The organism is Mesorhizobium sp. M0276 (assembly GCF_040321755.1).
Lineage (GTDB): Bacteria > Pseudomonadota > Alphaproteobacteria > Rhizobiales > Rhizobiaceae > Mesorhizobium.
Genome location: NZ_JAMYSC010000048.1, coordinates 25,937 through 45,404, shown reverse-complemented (window position 1 = coordinate 45,404; position 19,468 = coordinate 25,937). Strand labels below are relative to the sequence as shown.

Annotated in this window: 13 protein-coding genes and 3 pseudogenes; all 16 read left to right on the top strand. The window is 57.9% G+C overall.

Features of this window, described 5'->3' with window-relative positions; translation table 11 throughout:
- Positions 1-187: 187 nt before the first annotated feature.
- A pseudogene (locus tag NKJ01_RS28535) lies at positions 188-646 on the top strand (IS21 family transposase); the annotation flags it as partial.
- A gap of 16 nt (positions 647-662) precedes the next feature.
- Positions 663-1,438: pseudogene (gene istB / locus NKJ01_RS28530) on the top strand (IS21-like element helper ATPase IstB).
- A gap of 359 nt (positions 1,439-1,797) precedes the next feature.
- Positions 1,798-2,793 (top strand): succinylglutamate desuccinylase/aspartoacylase family protein, encoded by a 996-nt coding sequence (locus NKJ01_RS28525; protein WP_352733143.1) that lies wholly within the window; start codon positions 1,798-1,800, stop codon positions 2,791-2,793.
- 217 nt (positions 2,794-3,010) lie between these two features.
- A complete protein-coding gene (locus NKJ01_RS28520) occupies positions 3,011-4,120 on the top strand; it encodes a M14 family metallopeptidase (protein WP_352733141.1) in 1,110 nt (369 codons plus the stop codon).
- A gap of 763 nt (positions 4,121-4,883) precedes the next feature.
- Entirely contained in the window at positions 4,884-6,212 is a 1,329-nt protein-coding gene (locus NKJ01_RS28515) for an aspartate aminotransferase family protein (RefSeq protein ID WP_352733138.1), read from the top strand.
- A 14-nt stretch (positions 6,213-6,226) separates the two neighbouring features.
- Positions 6,227-7,306 (top strand): phosphotransferase, encoded by a 1,080-nt coding sequence (locus NKJ01_RS28510; protein WP_352733135.1) that lies wholly within the window; start codon positions 6,227-6,229, stop codon positions 7,304-7,306.
- Positions 7,307-7,581: 275 nt separating this feature from the next.
- Positions 7,582-8,739 carry a M24 family metallopeptidase gene (locus NKJ01_RS28505; RefSeq protein ID WP_352733132.1) on the top strand — a complete coding sequence of 386 codons (1,158 nt, stop codon included), beginning with the start codon at positions 7,582-7,584 and terminating at the stop codon, positions 8,737-8,739.
- Positions 8,740-8,745: 6 nt separating this feature from the next.
- A pseudogene (locus NKJ01_RS28500) lies at positions 8,746-8,994 on the top strand (transposase); the annotation flags it as partial.
- Between the two features lie 513 nt (positions 8,995-9,507).
- Positions 9,508-10,761, top strand: coding sequence for a methylaspartate ammonia-lyase (locus tag NKJ01_RS28495; RefSeq protein ID WP_352733129.1), 1,254 nt, complete (start codon positions 9,508-9,510; stop codon positions 10,759-10,761).
- Between the two features lie 15 nt (positions 10,762-10,776).
- Positions 10,777-11,928: a CaiB/BaiF CoA transferase family protein gene (locus NKJ01_RS28490; protein ID WP_352733126.1), complete on the top strand. Its 1,152-nt coding sequence runs from the start codon at positions 10,777-10,779 to the stop codon at positions 11,926-11,928.
- A 133-nt stretch (positions 11,929-12,061) separates the two neighbouring features.
- Positions 12,062-12,964 (top strand): HpcH/HpaI aldolase/citrate lyase family protein, encoded by a 903-nt coding sequence (locus tag NKJ01_RS28485; RefSeq protein ID WP_352733123.1) that lies wholly within the window; start codon positions 12,062-12,064, stop codon positions 12,962-12,964.
- 126 nt (positions 12,965-13,090) lie between these two features.
- Positions 13,091-14,017, top strand: coding sequence for a LysR family transcriptional regulator (locus tag NKJ01_RS28480; protein WP_352733152.1), 927 nt, complete (start codon positions 13,091-13,093; stop codon positions 14,015-14,017).
- A gap of 194 nt (positions 14,018-14,211) precedes the next feature.
- A complete protein-coding gene (locus NKJ01_RS28475) occupies positions 14,212-15,645 on the top strand; it encodes an aldehyde dehydrogenase family protein (RefSeq protein ID WP_352733120.1) in 1,434 nt (477 codons plus the stop codon).
- A gap of 6 nt (positions 15,646-15,651) precedes the next feature.
- The gene (locus NKJ01_RS28470) at positions 15,652-17,196 is read left to right on the top strand and encodes a fumarate hydratase (RefSeq protein ID WP_352733117.1); all 1,545 of its coding nucleotides are present in this window, start codon (positions 15,652-15,654) and stop codon (positions 17,194-17,196) included.
- A 195-nt stretch (positions 17,197-17,391) separates the two neighbouring features.
- Positions 17,392-17,889, top strand: coding sequence for an Lrp/AsnC family transcriptional regulator (locus NKJ01_RS28465; protein ID WP_352733114.1), 498 nt, complete (start codon positions 17,392-17,394; stop codon positions 17,887-17,889).
- A gap of 165 nt (positions 17,890-18,054) precedes the next feature.
- Positions 18,055-19,461: an aminotransferase gene (locus tag NKJ01_RS28460; RefSeq protein ID WP_352733111.1), complete on the top strand. Its 1,407-nt coding sequence runs from the start codon at positions 18,055-18,057 to the stop codon at positions 19,459-19,461.
- Positions 19,462-19,468: the final 7 nt, after the last annotated feature.

The following is a 19,468-nucleotide window of genomic DNA, read 5'->3' as shown; positions in this document are numbered from 1 at the left end:
GGATGCTTGCCGCGGAGCCGAATAGCTCTCCTCGACAATCCGCAGCTTCGCCTCTTCCGACCAGCGGCGCCGGCGGCCAGTGTCAGCAATCTCGAGACGAGTGACTTGGCGACTGTCAGTAGCGATATCCATACCGACAGTCAGCTACATGCTCCCTTCGCCCGCAAGGCGGCCCTCCTCGGAGCGCGTGGATGTGCGGCTCACTCACCGGGTGGTCGAGCTCTTCCATGATCACAAGCGCGTCGCCAGCCATGTCCGCCGCTCGCAGCGCTGCGGCCATGTCACCGTCAACGAGCACATGCCCAAGGCGCACCAGCGCTATGCCAACACAACGCCGGCGAACCTGATCCGGCAGGCAGCCGGGATCGGCGCCAACACCGCCATCCTGGTCGAGCGGATGATGCGCGACCGTCCCCATCCCGAGCAGGGATACCGCTCCGCGTTTGGCATCCTCTCGCTGGCCCGTCGCTACGAGCGGGATCGGCTCGAGGCAGCCTGCGCGCGGGCACTGACCATCAATGCGATCACCTACTCCTCCGTCAAAGCCATCCTCAAATCCGGCCTCGACCGTGTGCCGCCCGCGGCCGAGCCGGTCAAGCCCACGCCATCGCACACCAACATCCGCGGCGGCTCCTATTATCAATGAAGGAAGGAAACCAACCATGCTGACACATCCAACCCTCGACCAGATGCAGGCTCTCGGCCTTGGCGGAATGGCCGCCGCCTATCGGGACCTGGCCGACCAGAGCAACGCCGACGATCTCAGTCGCGACGAGTGGCTTGGCCTGATGCTCGATCGTGAAGCCGCCATGCGTGCCGACAAGCGTCTGACCAACCGTCTCGCCGTTGCCAGGCTGCGCTTTGTCGACGCCTGCATCGAGAACTCGACTTCGCCGCGCATCGTGGGCTCGACCGGCGCAATACGCTGTCGCTGGCCCAGGGCGCCTGGCTGAAGGCGCATGAGAACCTCATCATCACCGGGCAGACCGGCACCGGAAAGACCTGGCTGGCCTGCGCCTTCGGACGTCAGGCCGCCCGGCTCGACCATTCCGTGCTCTACCTGCGCATGCCGCGTCTGTTCGAGGATCTCGCCCTGGCGCGTCTCGACGGCCGCTTTCCCCGTCTCATCGACAAACTGGCTCGGGTGCAACTGCTCATCCTTGACGACTGGGGCACCCACAGCCTAACCGACCAGCAGCGTCTCGATCTGCTGGAAATCTTCGAGGAGCGCTATCGCCGGAAATCGACGCTGATCACCGCGCAACTGCCGATCGCCCAGTGGCACGCCATGATCGGCGAGCCGACAATCGCCGACGCCATTCTCGACCGGATCATCCACAACGCCCATCGCCTCACCCTCGAAGGCGACAGCATGAGAAAGCAAAAAACACCGCCGCTCTTGACCGGCGCCGAAAACGGCGAAATCAATCGCAAATGAGTTCAACCAGGCAACCGAGGGCTGACCCCATCCTGCTGTCCGCGAGTTAGTGAAACTGCTGTCCGCGATTTAGCGGAACGACTGTCCCGTTTTTGCGAAATACGCAATCTGCCCGGCGATTCCGAAGGAGCGGCGAAGGGCGCGATAGTACAGCGCCAGGCGTGACGTGCCTGTCGCAGCGTCCTTGTGAACATCGAGCAGCGGGTAGTTCCACCAAGCCAGGCGGCGGCCATCTAAGAGCGCGATGGTACCGCTCGGAACATTATATTGGCGTATTGAAGACAGTCCGGCGCATACTCATAAAACGGAAAAACGCACACCGGCGCCTGGTCGCCTTGCTACTCGAATAGGGATGAAAAATGAGCGAAGCACCACATCTTACGTTTGATCTCGACAGCCCCGGCGTAAGCACGGGGCACCTTGTTGTGCCCAAAGGCGCGGACTGCGACTCTCTTTCGCTCCCGGTCTTCAGCTGCAATAGAGGGGAGGGACCGAGCCTACTTATCACTGGCGGAAACCATGGCAATGAACTGCAAGGCCCGGTTCTTGCTCGGCGACTTGTTGAATGGCTTCCCGAAGCGCAGACGTGCGGCAGGATTATCATCGTACCGGAGATCAATCCACTTGCCGTGCAGGCCTGGACCCGCAACACGCCAATTGACGGAAAGAACCTCAACCGAGTGTTTCCGGGTCGATCGGATGGCTCGGTAAGTGAACGGATCGCAGATGCGATTTCGCGTATATTGTTGCCTATGGTGGACACCGTTCTCGATCTGCACAGTTTTGGGCCGACCTGGGATTGTGCACCGTCGATCATCTCACACCCTATTGCCGATATCGATCAGATGACGAAGACGGTGAGCATTTCGAAGGCATTCAAGTTGCCGGTGACGTTGCTCTGGGAGCACAACGAAACGGATGGAATGTTCGATACTTGCGTGCATAGACAAGGCAAAACATTCATTTGCACGGAATTTGGCGGCGGCGTAGTTAGCGCCGAAGCTCTCACCCTGTACGAAGCTGGGGTTCGCAACGGGCTCATTGCGCTAGGGTTGGTCGCGGGCAAGGCCGAGTATCCGACGTTCCGTCAGCAGAAGTCCGGCCAAACACTGGAAACAACTGCCTCCGACCAGTTGAAATCGCCTTCGCCGGGCATCTTCGAACCGCGCTGCTCGGTGATGGATGAAGTGAAGCAGGGAGATGTGGTAGGCGTCCTACATCCGATGGGTTCGCTGTCCGCTGCTTCCATCGATATTCGCGCGCAATCGAAATCTATCGTGTTCGCAATCCGATCAGCAATGTATGTCCAAAGCGACGAAGAAGTGGCGATACTCGCACGCCCCTTAGCTCACTGAAGGTCGGATGTTCGTCGTCAACCGCGCGCGGGAGATTAAGGAAAACGGTAACCCGCCGGCGGTGTCAGGCGCAGCAGACCGGGGTGGCCTTCCATCTCATGGCGGGTCTTGGTCTCGAAGAGATTGGCACTACGACCATCCGATCGTTGATCCTTACTGAGGATGGTTACGCGCCACTCATCGAAAACCCCGGCGAGTTGATCGTTAAGGACTGACAATGCGCGACGAGATACTGCAGGACATCTCCGAAAGCTTTTCCGACACGTATTTCAAAGCGCGCCAGAAGTTCCTCGAGCTCGCCAAGTCTGTGAAATCATATGAATCGCCCGCCCGGGGACCGGGTGGCGAGGAATTGTTCACCGATGTCGCTTGGTTCGGCAATCCAGACGCGTGTCATGTGGGCGTATTGATCTCGGCCACACACGGCGTAGAGGGCTACTGCGGCTCGGCTGGGCAAGTGGACTGGATGCGAGGCGGCAATGCGAGCTCGCTGGGGCCGGACCAGGCGATGTTGCTGATACATGCACTCAACCCATATGGTTTTGCGTGGAACCGCCGCGTCACCGAAGAGGGTTGTGACCTTAATCGCAACTTCGTGGACTTCTCGCAGCCTCTTCCGATTAATCCGGGGTATGACGATCTTGCCGATCATCTCGTCCCAGCACTGATAAGTGGTCCCGAGTTTGAAGCCTCTGAGCTGGCTATTGAGAAATTTCGCAAGGAGAATGGCGAAGTCGCCTTCCAAACCGCGCGAAAGGCTGGACAGTATAGTGATCCCCACGGCGTATTCTTCGGAGGCTTCGGTCCCAGCCATTCGCGTTTGACGCTAGAGAGCATTTCGGACGATTTCTCTCTAAAGTCCCGGGATCAGGTGGTGATTGTCGACGCACATACCGGCCTGGGTCCCTTCGGATACGGCGAGCTTCAGACTGAGCAGCCCTCTGGGCTTGCTGGTTATGAACGTGCATTGGCAATGTTTGGCAGATCGGTAACCTCGCCTGATCTTGGGACCTCATCGTCAGTGCCGATACGGGGCTGCGTTGATGAGTTTTGGCAGCGGCTGCTAGGTGAGCGTCACATTTACGTAGCGCTTGAATTCGGTACGTTCGATCCGGAGAACGGTCGAAGGGTCCTGAGAGAGGATCATTGGTTAGCGAAGAATCCCGACGCTGACCCGGACCTTGCACGAGCCATCCGACTCCGTCTTCGCGAACACTACGATCCGAGGTCGGAGGATTGGCGCGAAATGATTCTTTGGCGCAGCCGTCAGGTGCATAGGCAGATGGTTGAGGGCATCTTCAGGGTAGATGGCGGCTTGCCGACATAGCCAGACAAGCAGGGAGCATTGCCGATGGCAGTCAGGGATGACGTTCAGCTGCCGCGCCGGCAGTTTGAGCAATTCACCTAGCGCCGGCGAGTTGCAAACGAACAATTCGAAACTCTGGTAGTGTCGAACGGTGCAATACACCGCTGCGTCGGCTCTCGGGGCCTATAGAAAAATCGTTGCGACGGATCCTGCGGAGCTGTGCCTTCAGGCGCGGCTTCTCAAAACCTTGGACGGCAACAGTCATCAACACAGGCGATCCGAATCACGGGCGCACCCACGGAATCAACCATCGTAGCTCGTTAACCCGAGTTCGCCGCCCTTTCTCACGAACTTCAAGTAGCCTTGCCCAAGGAGCGGGGCATCGCCGGGGACAGACAGTGTCGGGTAGTATCCGCAGCGCGCTGGCGAAACGGGGTCAGCGCATTGCGGGCGACCCGCACCGTGCTTGACGCATGCTCGCACTGCTCCAATTATCGCCTCGCTTGTTGTCATCTCGTCGCGAGAAGACAACAATCTGTAAACTGAATTGGACCGCGGCGGCCGATGGCTGTCTATTCCTTATCAAAGGCATGGATTTGATTTCAGCCTAAAGGGCACTTCGAATGAACGAATGTTTTTTTGCAGCAGTTAGCGTAACGATCGCAACATCTCGCGTCGAGGCTGAACCTGCCAATCTTATGGAGCGTTGCTCTGATTCACCAGAAGGCAGCGGACCCGACGAAAACTCCGGCTGTTTTCTACGATCGTCCACTGTCACGCTGAGATGAGCTCGCGCAACCCCAAGCAGATCGATGCGATTGGTGTCAGCGATCTGCCAGAACGACTCCAGGACATCATCCGACGCCGTGACGCGGTGCTCGGTCCTGGCTACCAATTTTCCGAGACGATTCCGGTGGAGTTTGTCTCGGGATTTGGTGCCCACCTGATAGACAGCGACGGCAATGATTATCTCGATGCGTTTAACAACGTTCAAGGCGTCGGCCACGCCCACAGGCACGTTGCGGATGCCGTTTCCCGCCAGATTGCCACAGTCAACACTGATACTCGCTACCCCCAGGAAGCGCTGGTCGCCTATGCTGAGCGGCTACTTGCAACTTTCCCAGTTGAGCTGTCGAAGCTAAGCTTACCCTGCACTGGATCTGAAGCGAATGACCTAGCAATTCGGGTCGCGAGGTTCCATACGGGCGGCGAGGGTATCATAGTTACGCGTTGGGCGTTTCACGGTCGCACGCGTGAGGTCGCCAGTTTTTCCCCAATGCTAGGGGCAGGATCCCCGCTCGGACTAAACGTCCGACTCATTTCCGCTCCTGACCCCAGGCTCTGCGAACCCGGGCATTCCCTCGAGAATTATATGCGGGATCAAGTGCGTGCCGCGATTTTTGACCTCGAACGGCACGGGTACCGGCTGGCAGCCTTGATTGCCGATTCCGCTTTCACCTCCGACGGCATTTTTACTCACCCTGTGGGATTCATGCAGGCAATGGTCGATGAGGTCCATGCCGCTGGCGGCCTCCACATTGCTGACGAGGTTCAATCGGGGTTCGCTCAGCTCGGGGATTCGATGTGGGGGTTCAGTCGGCACGGCGTGGTTCCCGATATCGTCACAATGGGCAAGGCGATTGGGAACGGCTTTCCCATCTCTGGCGTTGCTTTCCGCCCGGAGGTCTCTGATGAATTCGGACAAAAAGTCAGCTACTTCAACACACTGGGCGGACGATCGCTTTCCATAGCCGCGGCGTCCGCAGTGCTCGATGTGTTCGAGCAGGAGAATGTGCGTGAACGCGTTGCCGTGAACGGAGCAGCCTTGCTGGGAGGGCTTGAAACGCTGACACGGGATTCTCCGTATGTTGCGGAGATCCGAGGCAGCGGGCTGTACCTTGGTGTCGAGATCATCAAGGACGGAGAGACACTCGTGCCTGATCCCATTCGTTGCGAAAGCATCATCAAGGACCTTCGGGATCGTCGAGTTCTGATCAGCCGGACCGGCTCCGCAGGCAACGTGTTGAAAGTTCGTCCTCCAGTCGCCTTCACCGCTGCCGATGTGTCTCGATTCCTTGAGACCTTCGCCATCGTAGCAAAGCAGCGGCTCTAGAGGACTCTAGCAACATGAACAAATTATCTGACGCAAAGCTGCAACGGCTCCTGGAGGAGAGTAGCCTGCTCTCATCAAGCCAATCTATCGACCCCTTGTTTCTGAATAACATGCTTGAAAGGCACTACGGGCTCAGCGGACGGGTTGAACGATTGGGCAGTGAAAAGGGCCATACGTTCAGGTTCAAAACCGGCGTGAATGAATACCTCGTAAAGGTGTCACCGTCCGACGAGCCTGAACAAGTTACGGCGTTGCAGATTGCAGCGATGCGTTATCTTGATGACGCCGCTCACGCCTTGCCGATCCAGCGGATCAAGCCCACCCTCGATCAGAGGGATAGCGTTCCAATCGACTTAGGCGATGGCACCTGTCGAACACTTAGTGTTTTCTGCTTTGTCGAAGGCCTTCTATGGGAGCATATGGATGCCAACGTTGAGCAGTTGACCAAGGTGGGAGATATGCTCGGGCGAGTAAACATTGCGCTGCGATTATTTGGGCATCCAGCTGCCGCGCGCAGCTTAGTTTACGACATTAGGCACTTTCGCCATTGGGCGGGACTTGTTGGTTACGCGCCAGACCCCAAGCACCGACTGCTGGCTCAACGGGTCTTCAAGCTCTTCGAAGAAGTCGTGCTGCCGAGGCTGCCCAGTCTTGAAATGCAAGTGATCCACGGTGACTACGCTCCCAACAATGTCGTGGTGGATCCGCACAGCGATGTCTTCGTGGCAGCCATCCTTGACTTTGGTGACACCGTCCATAGCGCTGTGATATTTGACCCTGCGAATACGGTCGCGCACCTGATCGGCCGCACTCAGGATCACCCGTGGCAGGATGCCTTTGCCTTTGTCGCCGGATACGAGCAAAGCCGGCCGATAAACGAGTCGGAACTTCCACTTTTGCCAGTTGCGGCTCTCGCGCGGCTCACCATGCTGGCGTTGATCAGGTACTGGAAGGCGGAGCGCGCACCTGACCAGAGCGAGGAGCTACTCGCTAGTGCCGAGTATTACTGGGCGAACCTAGAGCGGGCCATGGGCGTACCACTGGATGACCTGGTGGCGCGATTCCGCTACCGCGCCGGTGATCCTGGTGCTTGAGCCCAGATAGGAAGTAGGTGGCGCTTGAGGGAACGTTGCCCACCACCACCATACATTCGAGTACCTCGGCGATCGTATGCCATTCCAGATGTTCAGTCCCGGTATCCGTGAACGTCAGAGATCGGGAATTCTTCTTTGAACGCCAGACTGCATCTGGGAGAGCATATTGGTTAGCCGACGCATGTCCATGGCCGTCGAGTACGGATACGTAGCCCTAAGGGGCGTATTTCTACCCTCAACTTGACCGACTACAACCGACGATAAGGAGCTTATCTATGACTGCTGTCGAATCGATTCCCTTCACCGGTGCCCCGTTCCCGAAATCAGAGTACGAGCGAAGGCAGCAGAGGGTGCTTGAAACAGTTGCCCAAGCCGAGCTCGATGCACTTGTGGTCACTGCCCATGGTCATCTCCAGTATCTCAGTGGATACGATGGAATGGGGGCTTATTTCATGCCGTTTCCGTTGATTCTCGTGCCGGGAAGGGCTCCAACATATGTCGTCCGGGAATACGAGTTCACTGGCGTTCGCGCGGAGAGCTGCATCGATGAGTTGGTTGGTTATACAGAGCAGCCAGATTTTGCCAAAGTGGCTGCGGACGTTTTGCGCAAGTTGGGGTTGGCAGGCAAGAAGGTAGGTTTCGAGCTGGGCTGCTGGGGCCTCGCTCCGGCAGATGTATATGCGCTTCAGACCCTCATTCCCGAAATGAAAATTGCCGATGCCTCTCGTCTGGTCTCATCAGTTATGGCCGTGAAGAACGAGTTGGAGATTAATGCAATGCGTCATGCGATGGCCGCGACCGACGTGGCCGTGCGTGCATTTCAGCGGTCTCTAAGGGCCGGCATCTCCGAAGCTGAAATGGCGGTGGCCATCCAGCGTGAGGTTACCAAGTCCGGCGGCGAGGACGTCAGGCTTGTCTCAGTCGGATTTGGCGAGAGGACGAAGCTACCGCACACGAAGCTGACACGCCATCCAATGGGCAACAACGAACCTGCGATGGTTGAAGTCGGCGGCATTAAGCAGGGGTATGCCGGGCCTCTGGTTCGCGGTGCAGTGCTTGGCAAGCATGCTGAGACCGAGACCTTGCATGCTTTGGCGGAGGAGGCACTTGAAGCCGCCATCGCTGCAATCAAGCCAGGTGTAACGGCGGGAGAGGTGGACGCGGCCGCCCGCAGGGTGATCGAGCGATCTGTTAGACCCAAAGCCCTTAATCATCGGGTTGGATACCAGACCGGGTCCCCATGGGGCGAACGCGGCAATATCAGCCTGGAGCCCAGCGCACTGGACGTCCTTCAGGCCAATATGACCGTCCATATGCCCGTCATTCTCATTGGGGAAGGTCGTTACTTGTTTGGCTGTAGCGAGACTGTCTTGGTGACGGAGCGCGGAGCGGAAATACTCAGCGGTACACCACACACACTCTATCGCGCGTGATGCCTTGCAGCGGGGATGAGCGGCATCTCCAAGAGCCAGGTCTCGCGGCTGTGCGAGGAAATCGACGACAAGGCGAAAGCCTTCGTCGAGCGCCTGATCGAGGGCGATTGGCCGTAACTGTGGATCGACGCCACCTGCCTGAAGGTCCGCCGCGCGCTGGGCGAATCGTCTCCCGCCATCATTGCCGTCAGCGTCAACGGGGACCGCCGGCGAAAGGTCCAGGCCATGAAGATTGGCGCCTTGAGGGCCGAGCCGATCTGTTGCAGTAGCAAGTTGGGTTCCATTCCATCGATGCGCCGACGCAACTTGACGACCCTGATGCTTCCCTTTGCGGCCACCGGACCGAACTCACCGTGTAATTCCCGAACTGCGTCGATCAATGCCGTTCGTTGACGCACCAGCAAGGATCGGGACCAAATGCATAGCAAGAACAGGCTGCTGCTCGCGCTCTTGACCGGCACGAACCAAATGTTCGGTCTTGTGACCCTTCGCAGATCGCCTCGGCGTCGGCCGCATCTGTCTTGTTCTGTTTGACCTACGGTTAGACGTATGAGGACCGGATCAGCGAGCGAAGCAGACATATTGTAGTGCAAAAACAAGAGAGGCGACGGCGGTCCTAAAAATAGGCACTGGCCATCTCAAAACGCGATGACATAGCCCGGAACATTATATTGGCGGACCCAATGCCAACTGGCACATACTTCGTAGGTAACGGAACCAACCGCATCCGCCCGTCAACACCGTCCGGCAGAAATCGAGCGAACTGAAGTGCAGATCAAAGATGTACTCCTCGCGCCAGGAAACGGCGCGTTTTTCTACGACGATCAGGCAGCTATAAGAGCGGGTGCCTCGCAGGACGGTTTTGTCTATGTGGGCCAACCCGTGACGCCAGCCTTCCAATCCATTCGCGTTCCGGCAAATTCGCTAAGTATCGGGCTTGTCCTTGTCGACGACACCGTCGTTTGGGGCGACATGATGAGCGTTCAGTATTCTGGTGCCGGTGGACGCGATGCGTTGTTTGAAACTTCTCAAATCTCGGATTTGACGTCGCGGGTCGTGGTGCCTCGGCTTATCGATGTCGATGTATCTCGCTACCTTGATGCCTGCGCGAAGGTTTTCGAGCCCGTCGGACACAAGCGGTTACCTCTCGCGATTGAGTATGGCGTCAGCCAGGCGCTCCTTCGCGCAGCAGCCCACCTTCAACGTACGACAATGGCAGAGATCGTATGCAGTGAATTTGACCTACCGCTGCCAACGCGCAGGGTCCCGATCTACTGCCAGAGCGGTGATGCTCGGGAACTTAACGTCGACAAGATGATTTTGAAAGCCGTGGATGTGCTTCCCCACGGTCTAATCAATTCACGGCAGAAATTCGGTGTCGACGGCCAGACCTTCATGGAGTTTGTGAAGTGGGTTGTGACGCGTGCGCGTCAAATCGGCAGTCCAGGATATCATCCGGTGCTGCATTTCGATGTGTATGGCTGGATCGGCCAGGAAATCGGCCTAGAGCCGCAACGGATCGCCGACTTTATCTGCAAGGTTGCAGATACCGTCCCGGATTTCACGCTCAACATCGAGTCCCCGGCGGATTTTGGTTCGACGCAAGCTCAAATTGAGAACTACGCCAAGATCGTATCGATTTTGGACAACCGGGGTTCCAGCGCGCGCATTGTCGTGGATGAGAGATGCAATACGCTTGAGGATATCCGGCTCTTTGCCGAAGCGAAGGCCACGCATCTCGTTCAAATCAAGACGCCCGATGTCGGCTCAATTGCCGATACAGCGCGGGCAGTTCTTCTCTGCAAAGCGAATAAGGTAGGCGCATATGTCGGGGGAAGCTGTACCGAGACAGATCTCTCCGCCCAAGCTTCCGTCCACGTATCCGTGGCAACCCAGGCCGACATGATGCTTGCAAAGCCCGGAATGGGTGTCGACGAGGCATTCTCAATTGTTGGGAACGAACAAAACCGGTTGCTGGCGATGCTGAACCATCGTCGGACCAAAAACGAAAAAATTGCATGAAAAGCACGGTGTCGCATGCAGAACTCTCTTGAGGGGATCACTGTCGTAGCCGTGGAGCAGGCCGTGGCCGCGCCTTACGCATCTTCCCGTCTTGCTGACGCCGGCGCCCGTGTCATCAAGGTCGAGAGGCCCGAAGGGGACTTTGCCCGCAACTACGACAAGTTGGTGCGGGGACAGAGCACTTACTTCATTTGGCTCAACCGGGGTAAGGAGTCGGTCTGTCTGGACCTGAGGTTGGAGGCGGATCGCGCCGTGCTCGACACGCTCATTGCCAGTGCAGACGTCTTTATCCAGAATCTGAAGCCGGGCAGTATCGAAAAACTGGGTTTCGCGTCTGCGGATCTCCGTCGACGTTTCCCGCGGCTGATCACCTGCGACATCTCTGGTTTCGGGGAGACAGGGCCGTATTCCCATTTGAAGGCTTATGATCTCATCGTTCAGGCTGAAACAGGTCTATGCGCGATCACCGGCAACCAACAAGGGCCCGCCCGTGTAGGAGTCTCGGTTTGCGACATCTCGGCGGGCATGACAGCGCATAGCGCCATTCTTCAGGCGCTCTACCACCGCGAGGTCACCGGCGAAGGGACCAGCATTCAGGTGTCACTGTTCGATGCCGTCGCTGACTGGATGAACGTGCCGGTTCTGCAACACGACTACAGCGGCTACCACACGGTACGCGCGGGCGTGAAACACCCGTCGCTGGCGCCGTATGGCGCCTATCGTTGCGCCGACGGCAAAGAGGTCATCTTTTCGGTTCAGAATGACCGTGAATGGGTGAATTTCTGCGAGAAGTTCCTGAAGCAGCCGGGGCTTACACGCGCACCTGGTTTTGCTGACAATATGGAGCGCCTCGGTCACAGTGCGCAACTTGATGAGATCATTGAACGGCGGTTTTCTGAACTATCCTGCCACGAAGCAATGCAGGAGCTCGAGGCGGCCGGCTTGGCATATGGCCGACTGAACGAAGTGGTGGATGTTTCGAGGCATCCACACATTCGCAGGGTTGAGGTTGGCACACCCGAAGGAACCGTCGAGACGATAGCGCCGGCGGCGATTTTCAACTCCGAGCAACCCTCGTTGCGCCCAGTTCCGGCTCTTGGCGCTCATACCGAGACTGTCCGCGAGGAGGTTCTGGGGCGTTTGCGCGCGAGAGCCGCGTCAGCGTGAGCCCGCCTCTCGGTAAGGTAAGTGCGCTCGCGATTTCCAAATCGCCTGTGTACTTCGGATCATCTCAGCACGCTGGCCGCCCAGGAAGCTCACTGGCACCGCGCTCGCTAAAATCGGCCGCAGTGGCGACTCCATGATCAAGGATACCTTTGCGGCCGTTGAAAGCGCGATGTCTGTACCACGCTGGAGATCCCTGCTCTTCGTACCCGCTCACGTTCCGCGCTTTGTGGAGACGGCTCATGAGCGGGGTGCAGATGGCGTCATTCTCGACCTAGAGGATTCCGTTCCCCAGGATCAGAAGGGCGAGGCACGGCGGCAGCTTCCTGAATCCGTGGCAAAGGTGGCGCGCAAGGGCGCATCTGTTTTGGTCCGCGTGAATCGTGGTTTGCGCGCCTTGGCTGCCGATCTCGATGCAGCCGTGATGGCTGGTGTTGACGCACTGGTTCTTCCGAAGACGGATTCGGCAGAGTGGATATCTGAGATCGCTAATGCGGTTTCGGAATTTGAACGAGAAAGAAATCTTCCGCTGGGACGCATCCAGTTCCTTGCCCAGATCGAGACCCCGAGCGCCTTGCAAAGGCTCGCGGCCATTGCGTCGGCGCATCCCAGGATGGTCGCAATGGCGCTCGGTCCCGAAGACTTCAGTGCCGCTGTTGGCGGTTCCCCGGAGTTCGACCTTCTGTTGGCGCCGAACCTTTCCGTTCTTTTTGCCGCCCGTGCGGCCGGGTTGCTCCCGCTGGGCTTCGTAGGGAGCATCGGCGAGTTCTCCGACACTGATAAACTTCGCGAAGCCGCGGCGCATGCGCGGCGGCTTGGCTTTGCCGGAGCTTTGGCGATCCATCCGACACAAGTGGCCATATTCAATGAGGCTTTCTCGCCAAGCCCACAGGAACTCGAGTGGGCCCATCGTGTTATCGCGGCGGAAGACGATGCCGCCACGCGTGGCCTGTCTGCATTCTCATTGGATGGTAAGATGGCTGATCCGCCAGTGGTTCGCCGCGCCCACGAGATCCTGGCTCTCGGTAGCGACAATTGAGCCTTAAGTCAGCGGCCGGACAGGCTGGTTTTCGAGCCTGTCCGACGGTTTGTTACTTGCCTGCCATCTCGTTTCGAGATAGATATAAAAGCACTGAGGATCATGCCTCGGTTGGATTTGTTCATCGTGGACATCAGGCAGTTAAGATACTTTGTCGGCGTCGTGGAAGCCGGCAGTTTCACGAAGGCAGCTGCGATGCTCAACGTTGCACAAAGCGCTCTAAGCCTGCATGTGCGTCAGCTGGAGGAAGGATTCGGCACCCAGCTGCTCGTTCGCGACAGAACCGGTGTCAGTGTCACGGCGTCCGGAGACAAGTTGCTTGAGCGCGCGCGGATCATTCTGAATGAAATTCAACTCACTGAGGCGGAACTGACCAATTCGGTGGCCGCTCCTTCCGGAGAGGTGACTATTGGCATTCCGTCCGGAGCCGCTCGCGTCCTTAGCGGTCCCCTGCTTGAATCGGTAAGAAGCGAGTTGCCGAGGATCTCGCTTAAGATGATCGAGGGCATGACGGGACCGCTGGAGGAGTGGATGGCTGCTGGCCGTTTCAATCTCGCTGTTCTGTACCGCACTGCCGAGAGCGTAGGACAAATGACGGTGCTGGCCCGCGAAGACTTCTGCCTGGTGGTGCCGCCGGGTGAACCGCCTTTCGAAGATTCGATACCGCTAGCCGACCTGCACGCGTTTCCGCTGGCGGTTCCCATGCGCAACAACAATGTCAGGCGTTCGGTGGCTGATGTGGTTGCCCAACATGGTTGTGTGCTGGACGTCAGATTCGAAGTCGACTCCCTTTCTACGATCATCAATATGGTCATGGAAGGAAAGGCGTATTCCATCCTTACGCCGTCGGCCATTCAGAAAGAGGCGTCTCAAGGCCAAGTCCGAACGGTTAAGATCATTGATCCCGTGATAACTCGTTCCGTTGTCCTTGCCGTCAACCCGAAAGACGACCGCTCTCCCGCCGTCTCCGCGGTCCGCAAGCTGATTCCCAAGGTCGTCAGGACATTGATCGAGAGCAGGCACTGGTCGGCGACGGTTCCGGACCGGGCTTAGGCACATCCCAACCAGTTTCAGTGCTATTGCTCCTCCGCGGCTGCTTGAGCGATGTCAATCTCGATTCCAGATGGTTTTGGGCGATATTCCATATTTGACCGGACCCGATCAAAGCGATGAAACTGCAGAGAAGAGAGCCCACGGTCGGGATATCGGCTGGTCTCGCACCTGAATTCAGTCAAGCGGAGCATGCGATGTCCAACGCCACGAGCTATCAGCTTTTCATCAATGGCAGGTGGCGAGACAGTGGTGACGCAACCAGTCTGCCGGTGATCAATCCCGCGACGGAGAAGGTGTTTGCCTCGGTGGCCTCGGCGACGGCATCGGACCTAGATGAGGCCCTCGCTTCGGCAGAGCGAAACCGCCGGTCTTGGTCCTCACGGTCTGCAAAAGAGCGCGGCGAAATCCTCTTAGCAGCCGCAAGGATTCTGGCAGCGAAGGTTGGAGCGGCAGCCAGAGACCTGTTGGCCGAACAAGGAAAGACGATTGCCGAAGCAACAGGTGAGTTCGCGCGCGCTGTCGAGACGCTGGAGTGGAACGGCACGCATGCCGAAGGGCTGTCGGCCCCGATTCCGATAGGCCCGAACCGGATGATCGTACCGGAGCCCCTTGGCGTCGTTGCTGCCTTTACGCCTTGGAACTATCCCGCCGTTCTCATCGCTCGCAAGCTCGCCCCTGCTTTGGCGGCAGGCTGCCCGGTGATCCTCAAAGGGGCTGAAGAGACGCCAAGCGCGGCTGTCCATTTCGTCGAAGCCTTGCGACAAGCGGGTATTCCGGACGGCGTGGTCAATCTCGTCTTTGGCGTTCCGGTGCAAATATCCCGGCATCTCCTCAGCTCGCCGATCGTCAAGGTCCTAACTTTCACGGGCTCTACCGAGGTTGGAAAACAACTCGCCAAGCTTGCCGCGAATAACTTGCAGCGATGCATCCTCGAGCTCGGTGGGCACTCCCCCGTCATTGTGTGCGAGGATGCCGACCTGGCAAAAGCTATACCGGCAATCTCGGAATACAAGTTCGAGTGCGCGGGTCAGAGTTGCAACGCGCCGAGCAGGATCCTCGTCGCGCGGCCTCTCTATGAGGAATTCCTATTCCTGATGACGGAAGCCGCCCGCAAGATCAAAATCGGTCCGCCGGACGACCCTTCCACGGAGATGGGGCCAATGGCAAACGAGCGGCGAATCGAGGCCATGCAGCGTCTGGTCAAGGATGCGGTCGATCGCGGCGCCACCATCGAAACCGGCGGCACCCGCCTCGAGCAACCGGGTTTTTACTGGCCGCCAACGATCCTGACAGGCGTGCCGAAGGATGCGAAAGTGCTTCATGACGAGCCGTTCGGACCGGTCCTCACCGTGGCACCGTTCGACACCATCGAGGAGGCGATCGAAGAAGCCAACGCCACTGACTATGGTTTGGCCGCCTACTTCTTCACCGGTGCTGACGATACCAAACGGGCGCTGATCGGCGGTCTTTCGGCCGGCGCTCTTAGTGTGAATTATCTTAAAGGGGTTTCAGCAGATGCGCCGTATGGAGGCGTTAAACAGAGCGGGTATGGATATGAAGGAGGCGAGCAGGGAGTGCGGAGCTTCCAGAGCCTGAAACTGGTCAACGGGTTCGGTTCATTCGGATGAGATTTCGTGGATAAAAAATCACGAATCATTGCCGGCAGGGATATCACAAAGAGCGTCGCCGACGCCCTTCAGTACATCTCGTACTACCATCCCCCCGACTACATCCGGTACCTTTCGCAGGCCTATGCGCGCGAACAGAGCCCGGCGGCTAAGAACGCCATCGGGCAGATTCTGCTGAATTCGCGCATGGCGGCATTTGGGCGGCGGCCGATCTGCCAGGACACTGGTCTCGTGGTGGTTTTCGCCAAGGTCGCGATGGGCATTCGCATCAAGTCTGCGGCCAGTTTCGCCGACCTCGTGAATGAAGGCGTCCGACAGGCATATCTCGACCCCGACAATCCTCTTCGACCATCGATCATCTCGGATCCGCTTGGCCGACGATTGAACACCCGCGACAACACGCCGGCAGTCGTCCACGTCGAACTTGTGCAAGGCAACAAGATTGAGATCACCATCGCCGCAAAAGGCGGCGGGTCGGAAAACAAGGCACGTTTCACCACCCTTAACCCCAGTGCATCTGTTGCCGACTGGGTGGTCGACACCGTTTCGACCCTTGGCAGCGGATGGTGCCCGCCCGGGCTGATCTCGGTCGGCATTGGTGGTAGCGCCGAAAAGGCGATGCTGCTCGCCAAGGAGGCCATGAACGAGCCTATCGATATGACCGATCTCATCGCCAAGGGGCCATCAAACGTTGAGGAGGCGCTCCGCATTGAGCTTTATGAACGCATCAACGCTCTCGGGATAGGAGCCCAAGGTCTCGGAGGTCTGACAACTGTCGTTGATGTCAAGGTTGCAACCTATCCGACCCATGCAGCGTCCAAGCCCGTGGCACTCATCCCGCAATGCGCAGCCAATCGGCACTTGACGTTCACATTGGACGGCAAAGGACCAGCGCAACTCCAACCGCCCGATCTGTCCCAATGGCCCCAGATCGGTCCCGAGGACTTGCAAACAACCGGCGTCCGCCGGGTCAACTTGGATGAGCTGACGAGGGCAGAGACAGCATCGTGGCGCTGCGGAGAAACTCTTCTTCTATCCGGAAAGATGCTGACGGGTCGTGACGCCGCCCATAAGCGAATGGTCGACCTGATCGATGCCGGCAAGCCGCTCCCGGTCGATCTCCGGGGACGCGTGATCTACTATGTCGGACCGGTCCGCGCGGTGAGGGATGAGGTCGTGGGGCCGGCTGGCCCAACAACCTCAAGCCGCATGGACGATTTTACGGAAAAATTGCTCGCGCAGACCGGGCTTTTTGCGATGGTCGGCAAGGCGGAGAGGGGGCCAGCCGCTATTGCATCGATTGCCAGACACAAGACCCCCTATCTGGTCGCAGTGGGTGGCGCTGCCTACCTTATCTCAAAATCGATCAAGGCGGCGCGGCTCGTTGCCTTTGAAGACCTGGGCATGGAGGGCATTTATGAATTCGAGGTCCAGGACATGCCGGTTATCATGGCTGTCGATGTCGAGGGAAACTCGATTCATAATTCCGGGCCGATTGAATGGCGCAAGCGCATGGCTGCCGATAGCATCGCGCGCAACATAGGCGTTTGATAATCCCGTCAAACAATTGTCCTGCGTCGCTTATCCATAGGCTCCGAAGAGCAACGAGAAGGCTATGCGCTTTGTTTGGGCAAGGTGATGCCCACCCCGCGACGAACGCAACCTTTAGTGCTCGCACCATAGATGCAATTGGCGCGGACCCTAAAGCAGCCTAAACGTAAAGCCGTGATTCAGCTCCGGCAGGCCATGAAGTCGAAACTCAACACCGTACGCTTGGACGCTTGGGACCTTCGGATTCTGTCCGAGCTGCAAGCAGACGGTCGGATATCGAAAAGCGAGCTTGCCAAGCGCGTTCATCTGTCGGCGTCGACTTGCTCGGAGCGGCTTCGTATACTTGAAGCATCAGGAGCTATTGAAGGCTACTACGCGCGGCTCAGTCCATCCCTCACTGGGGGCGTGATTTTCGTGATGGTGGAGGTGGTTTTGGATCGTCACCGCCTCGAAGATCAACGACACTTTGAGACCGCAATTCAGGGCGTCCTTGAAATTTTGGACTGCTGGGCAATCGGGGGCCGGGTCGATTACCTGATGCGCGTTGCAGCTCCTTCTATGGCTGCTTATCAGGAATTCATGGAAGGATTTCTGCAGCTAGGCCTCGGGATCGACCAATATTATAGCCTCGTCGTGACGAAATCCGTAAAATCCAATTCGCCGATACCCTTGTCCGCACTAAGAGAGTGGTGAGTTTCGGGAGCCCGTGTTTTCCACGGAGATCGACGCAAGTTCCGTGAATTCGTCGGCCGCGGATGCGCATTGCCGTGGAACGTGAGGGGTGTCCGTAGGTATAATCAACACTTGACGAGCGGCTGACCGAGTGTTCTCCGCCGGGCGATCAACGGGAGAGCAGCAATGAGCCTGACCAATCTGGGAACCAAACAAGTTCAAGAGAAGGATCGGAGCTTCGTCTTTCATCCGTCCACGCAATTGGCAAAACACAGCCGCGGCGAGACGCCAAACCGGATTATGGCCGGAGCGGAAGGCGTCTACATCTGGGATACTGAAGGCCGAAAGAGCCTCGACGGTTTCGGCGGGCTCTACTGTGTCAACATGGGATATGGATGCACGGAGATCGCTGATGCCATTGCCAAGCAAGCGTACGAACTGCCGTTCGCTCATGTCTATGCCAGCCAAGGCACGGCGCCTGTTGCCCGTTTGGCGGAGGCCGTGGTCGAATATTTCGGACAGAACATGCGAAGGGTGTATTTTGGCCTGTCGGGTTCCGATGCCAACGAAACCAACATCAAGCTCGTTTGGTACTATAACAACATCCTTGGGCGCCCTGAAAAGAAGAAGATAATCTCGCGACATCGCGGTTATCACGGTTCAGGGCTGGTCACCGGTAGCCTGACAGGCCTTCCGTTCTTCCACAAATTTTTCGACCTGCCTCTGAACCTGGTGCGCCACACAACGACGCCGCATTACTATCGCCAGGCGCATGAGGGCGAAACCGAGGAAGCCTTCTCCAAACGCTGCGCCGACGAACTTGAAGCCCTTATTCTTGCTGAGGGCCCAGATACGGTTGCAGCCTTTATCGGAGAACCGGCACTTGGGACCGGCGGCATCGTTCCGCCCCCAAAGGGATACTGGACGGCCATTCAAAAGGTGCTGGACAAGTATGATATCCTGCTCATCGCCGATGAAGTGGTTTGCGGCTTCGCGCGAACCGGGGAGAAATTCGGTTCCCACCTTTATGGCATGCGCCCGGATTTCGTCACCATCGCCAAGGGCGTCAGTTCCGCTTACCTCCCCATCTCCGGGTCAATTATCGGCGACCGCGTCTGGAAGGTCCTGGAAGAGGGAACGGAGAAGCACGGAGCTCTGGGCCATGGCTGGACATATTCCGGTCATACGCTTTGCGCGGCAGCCGCACTCGCCAACATTCAAGTCCTTAAGGAAAGAAACATCCTGGAACATGTCCAGGATGTCGGGCCCTATTGGCTTTCCCGCATGAAAGCCGAACTGGAGGGACATCCCATTGTCGGCGAAGTTCGTGGCGTTGGAATCCTGTCTGGCGTAGAGATGATGCGGGATCCCAAAGCGCGCGTACCTTTTGAGCCCGAGCTGCAGGTCGGCGCTCGTGCCGCCGCTGCCCTGCTGGAGAACGGTGTCATCGGCCGGGCCATGCCGCATGGCGATATCCTCGGATTTGCGCCGCCACTGATCATCACCCGGGACGAAATCGACATCATCGTCGACGCGACCGCGAAATCGGTCGACACGACTTATCGTGCGCTGAAGGCCGAGGGCGCTCTATAATCCTGAC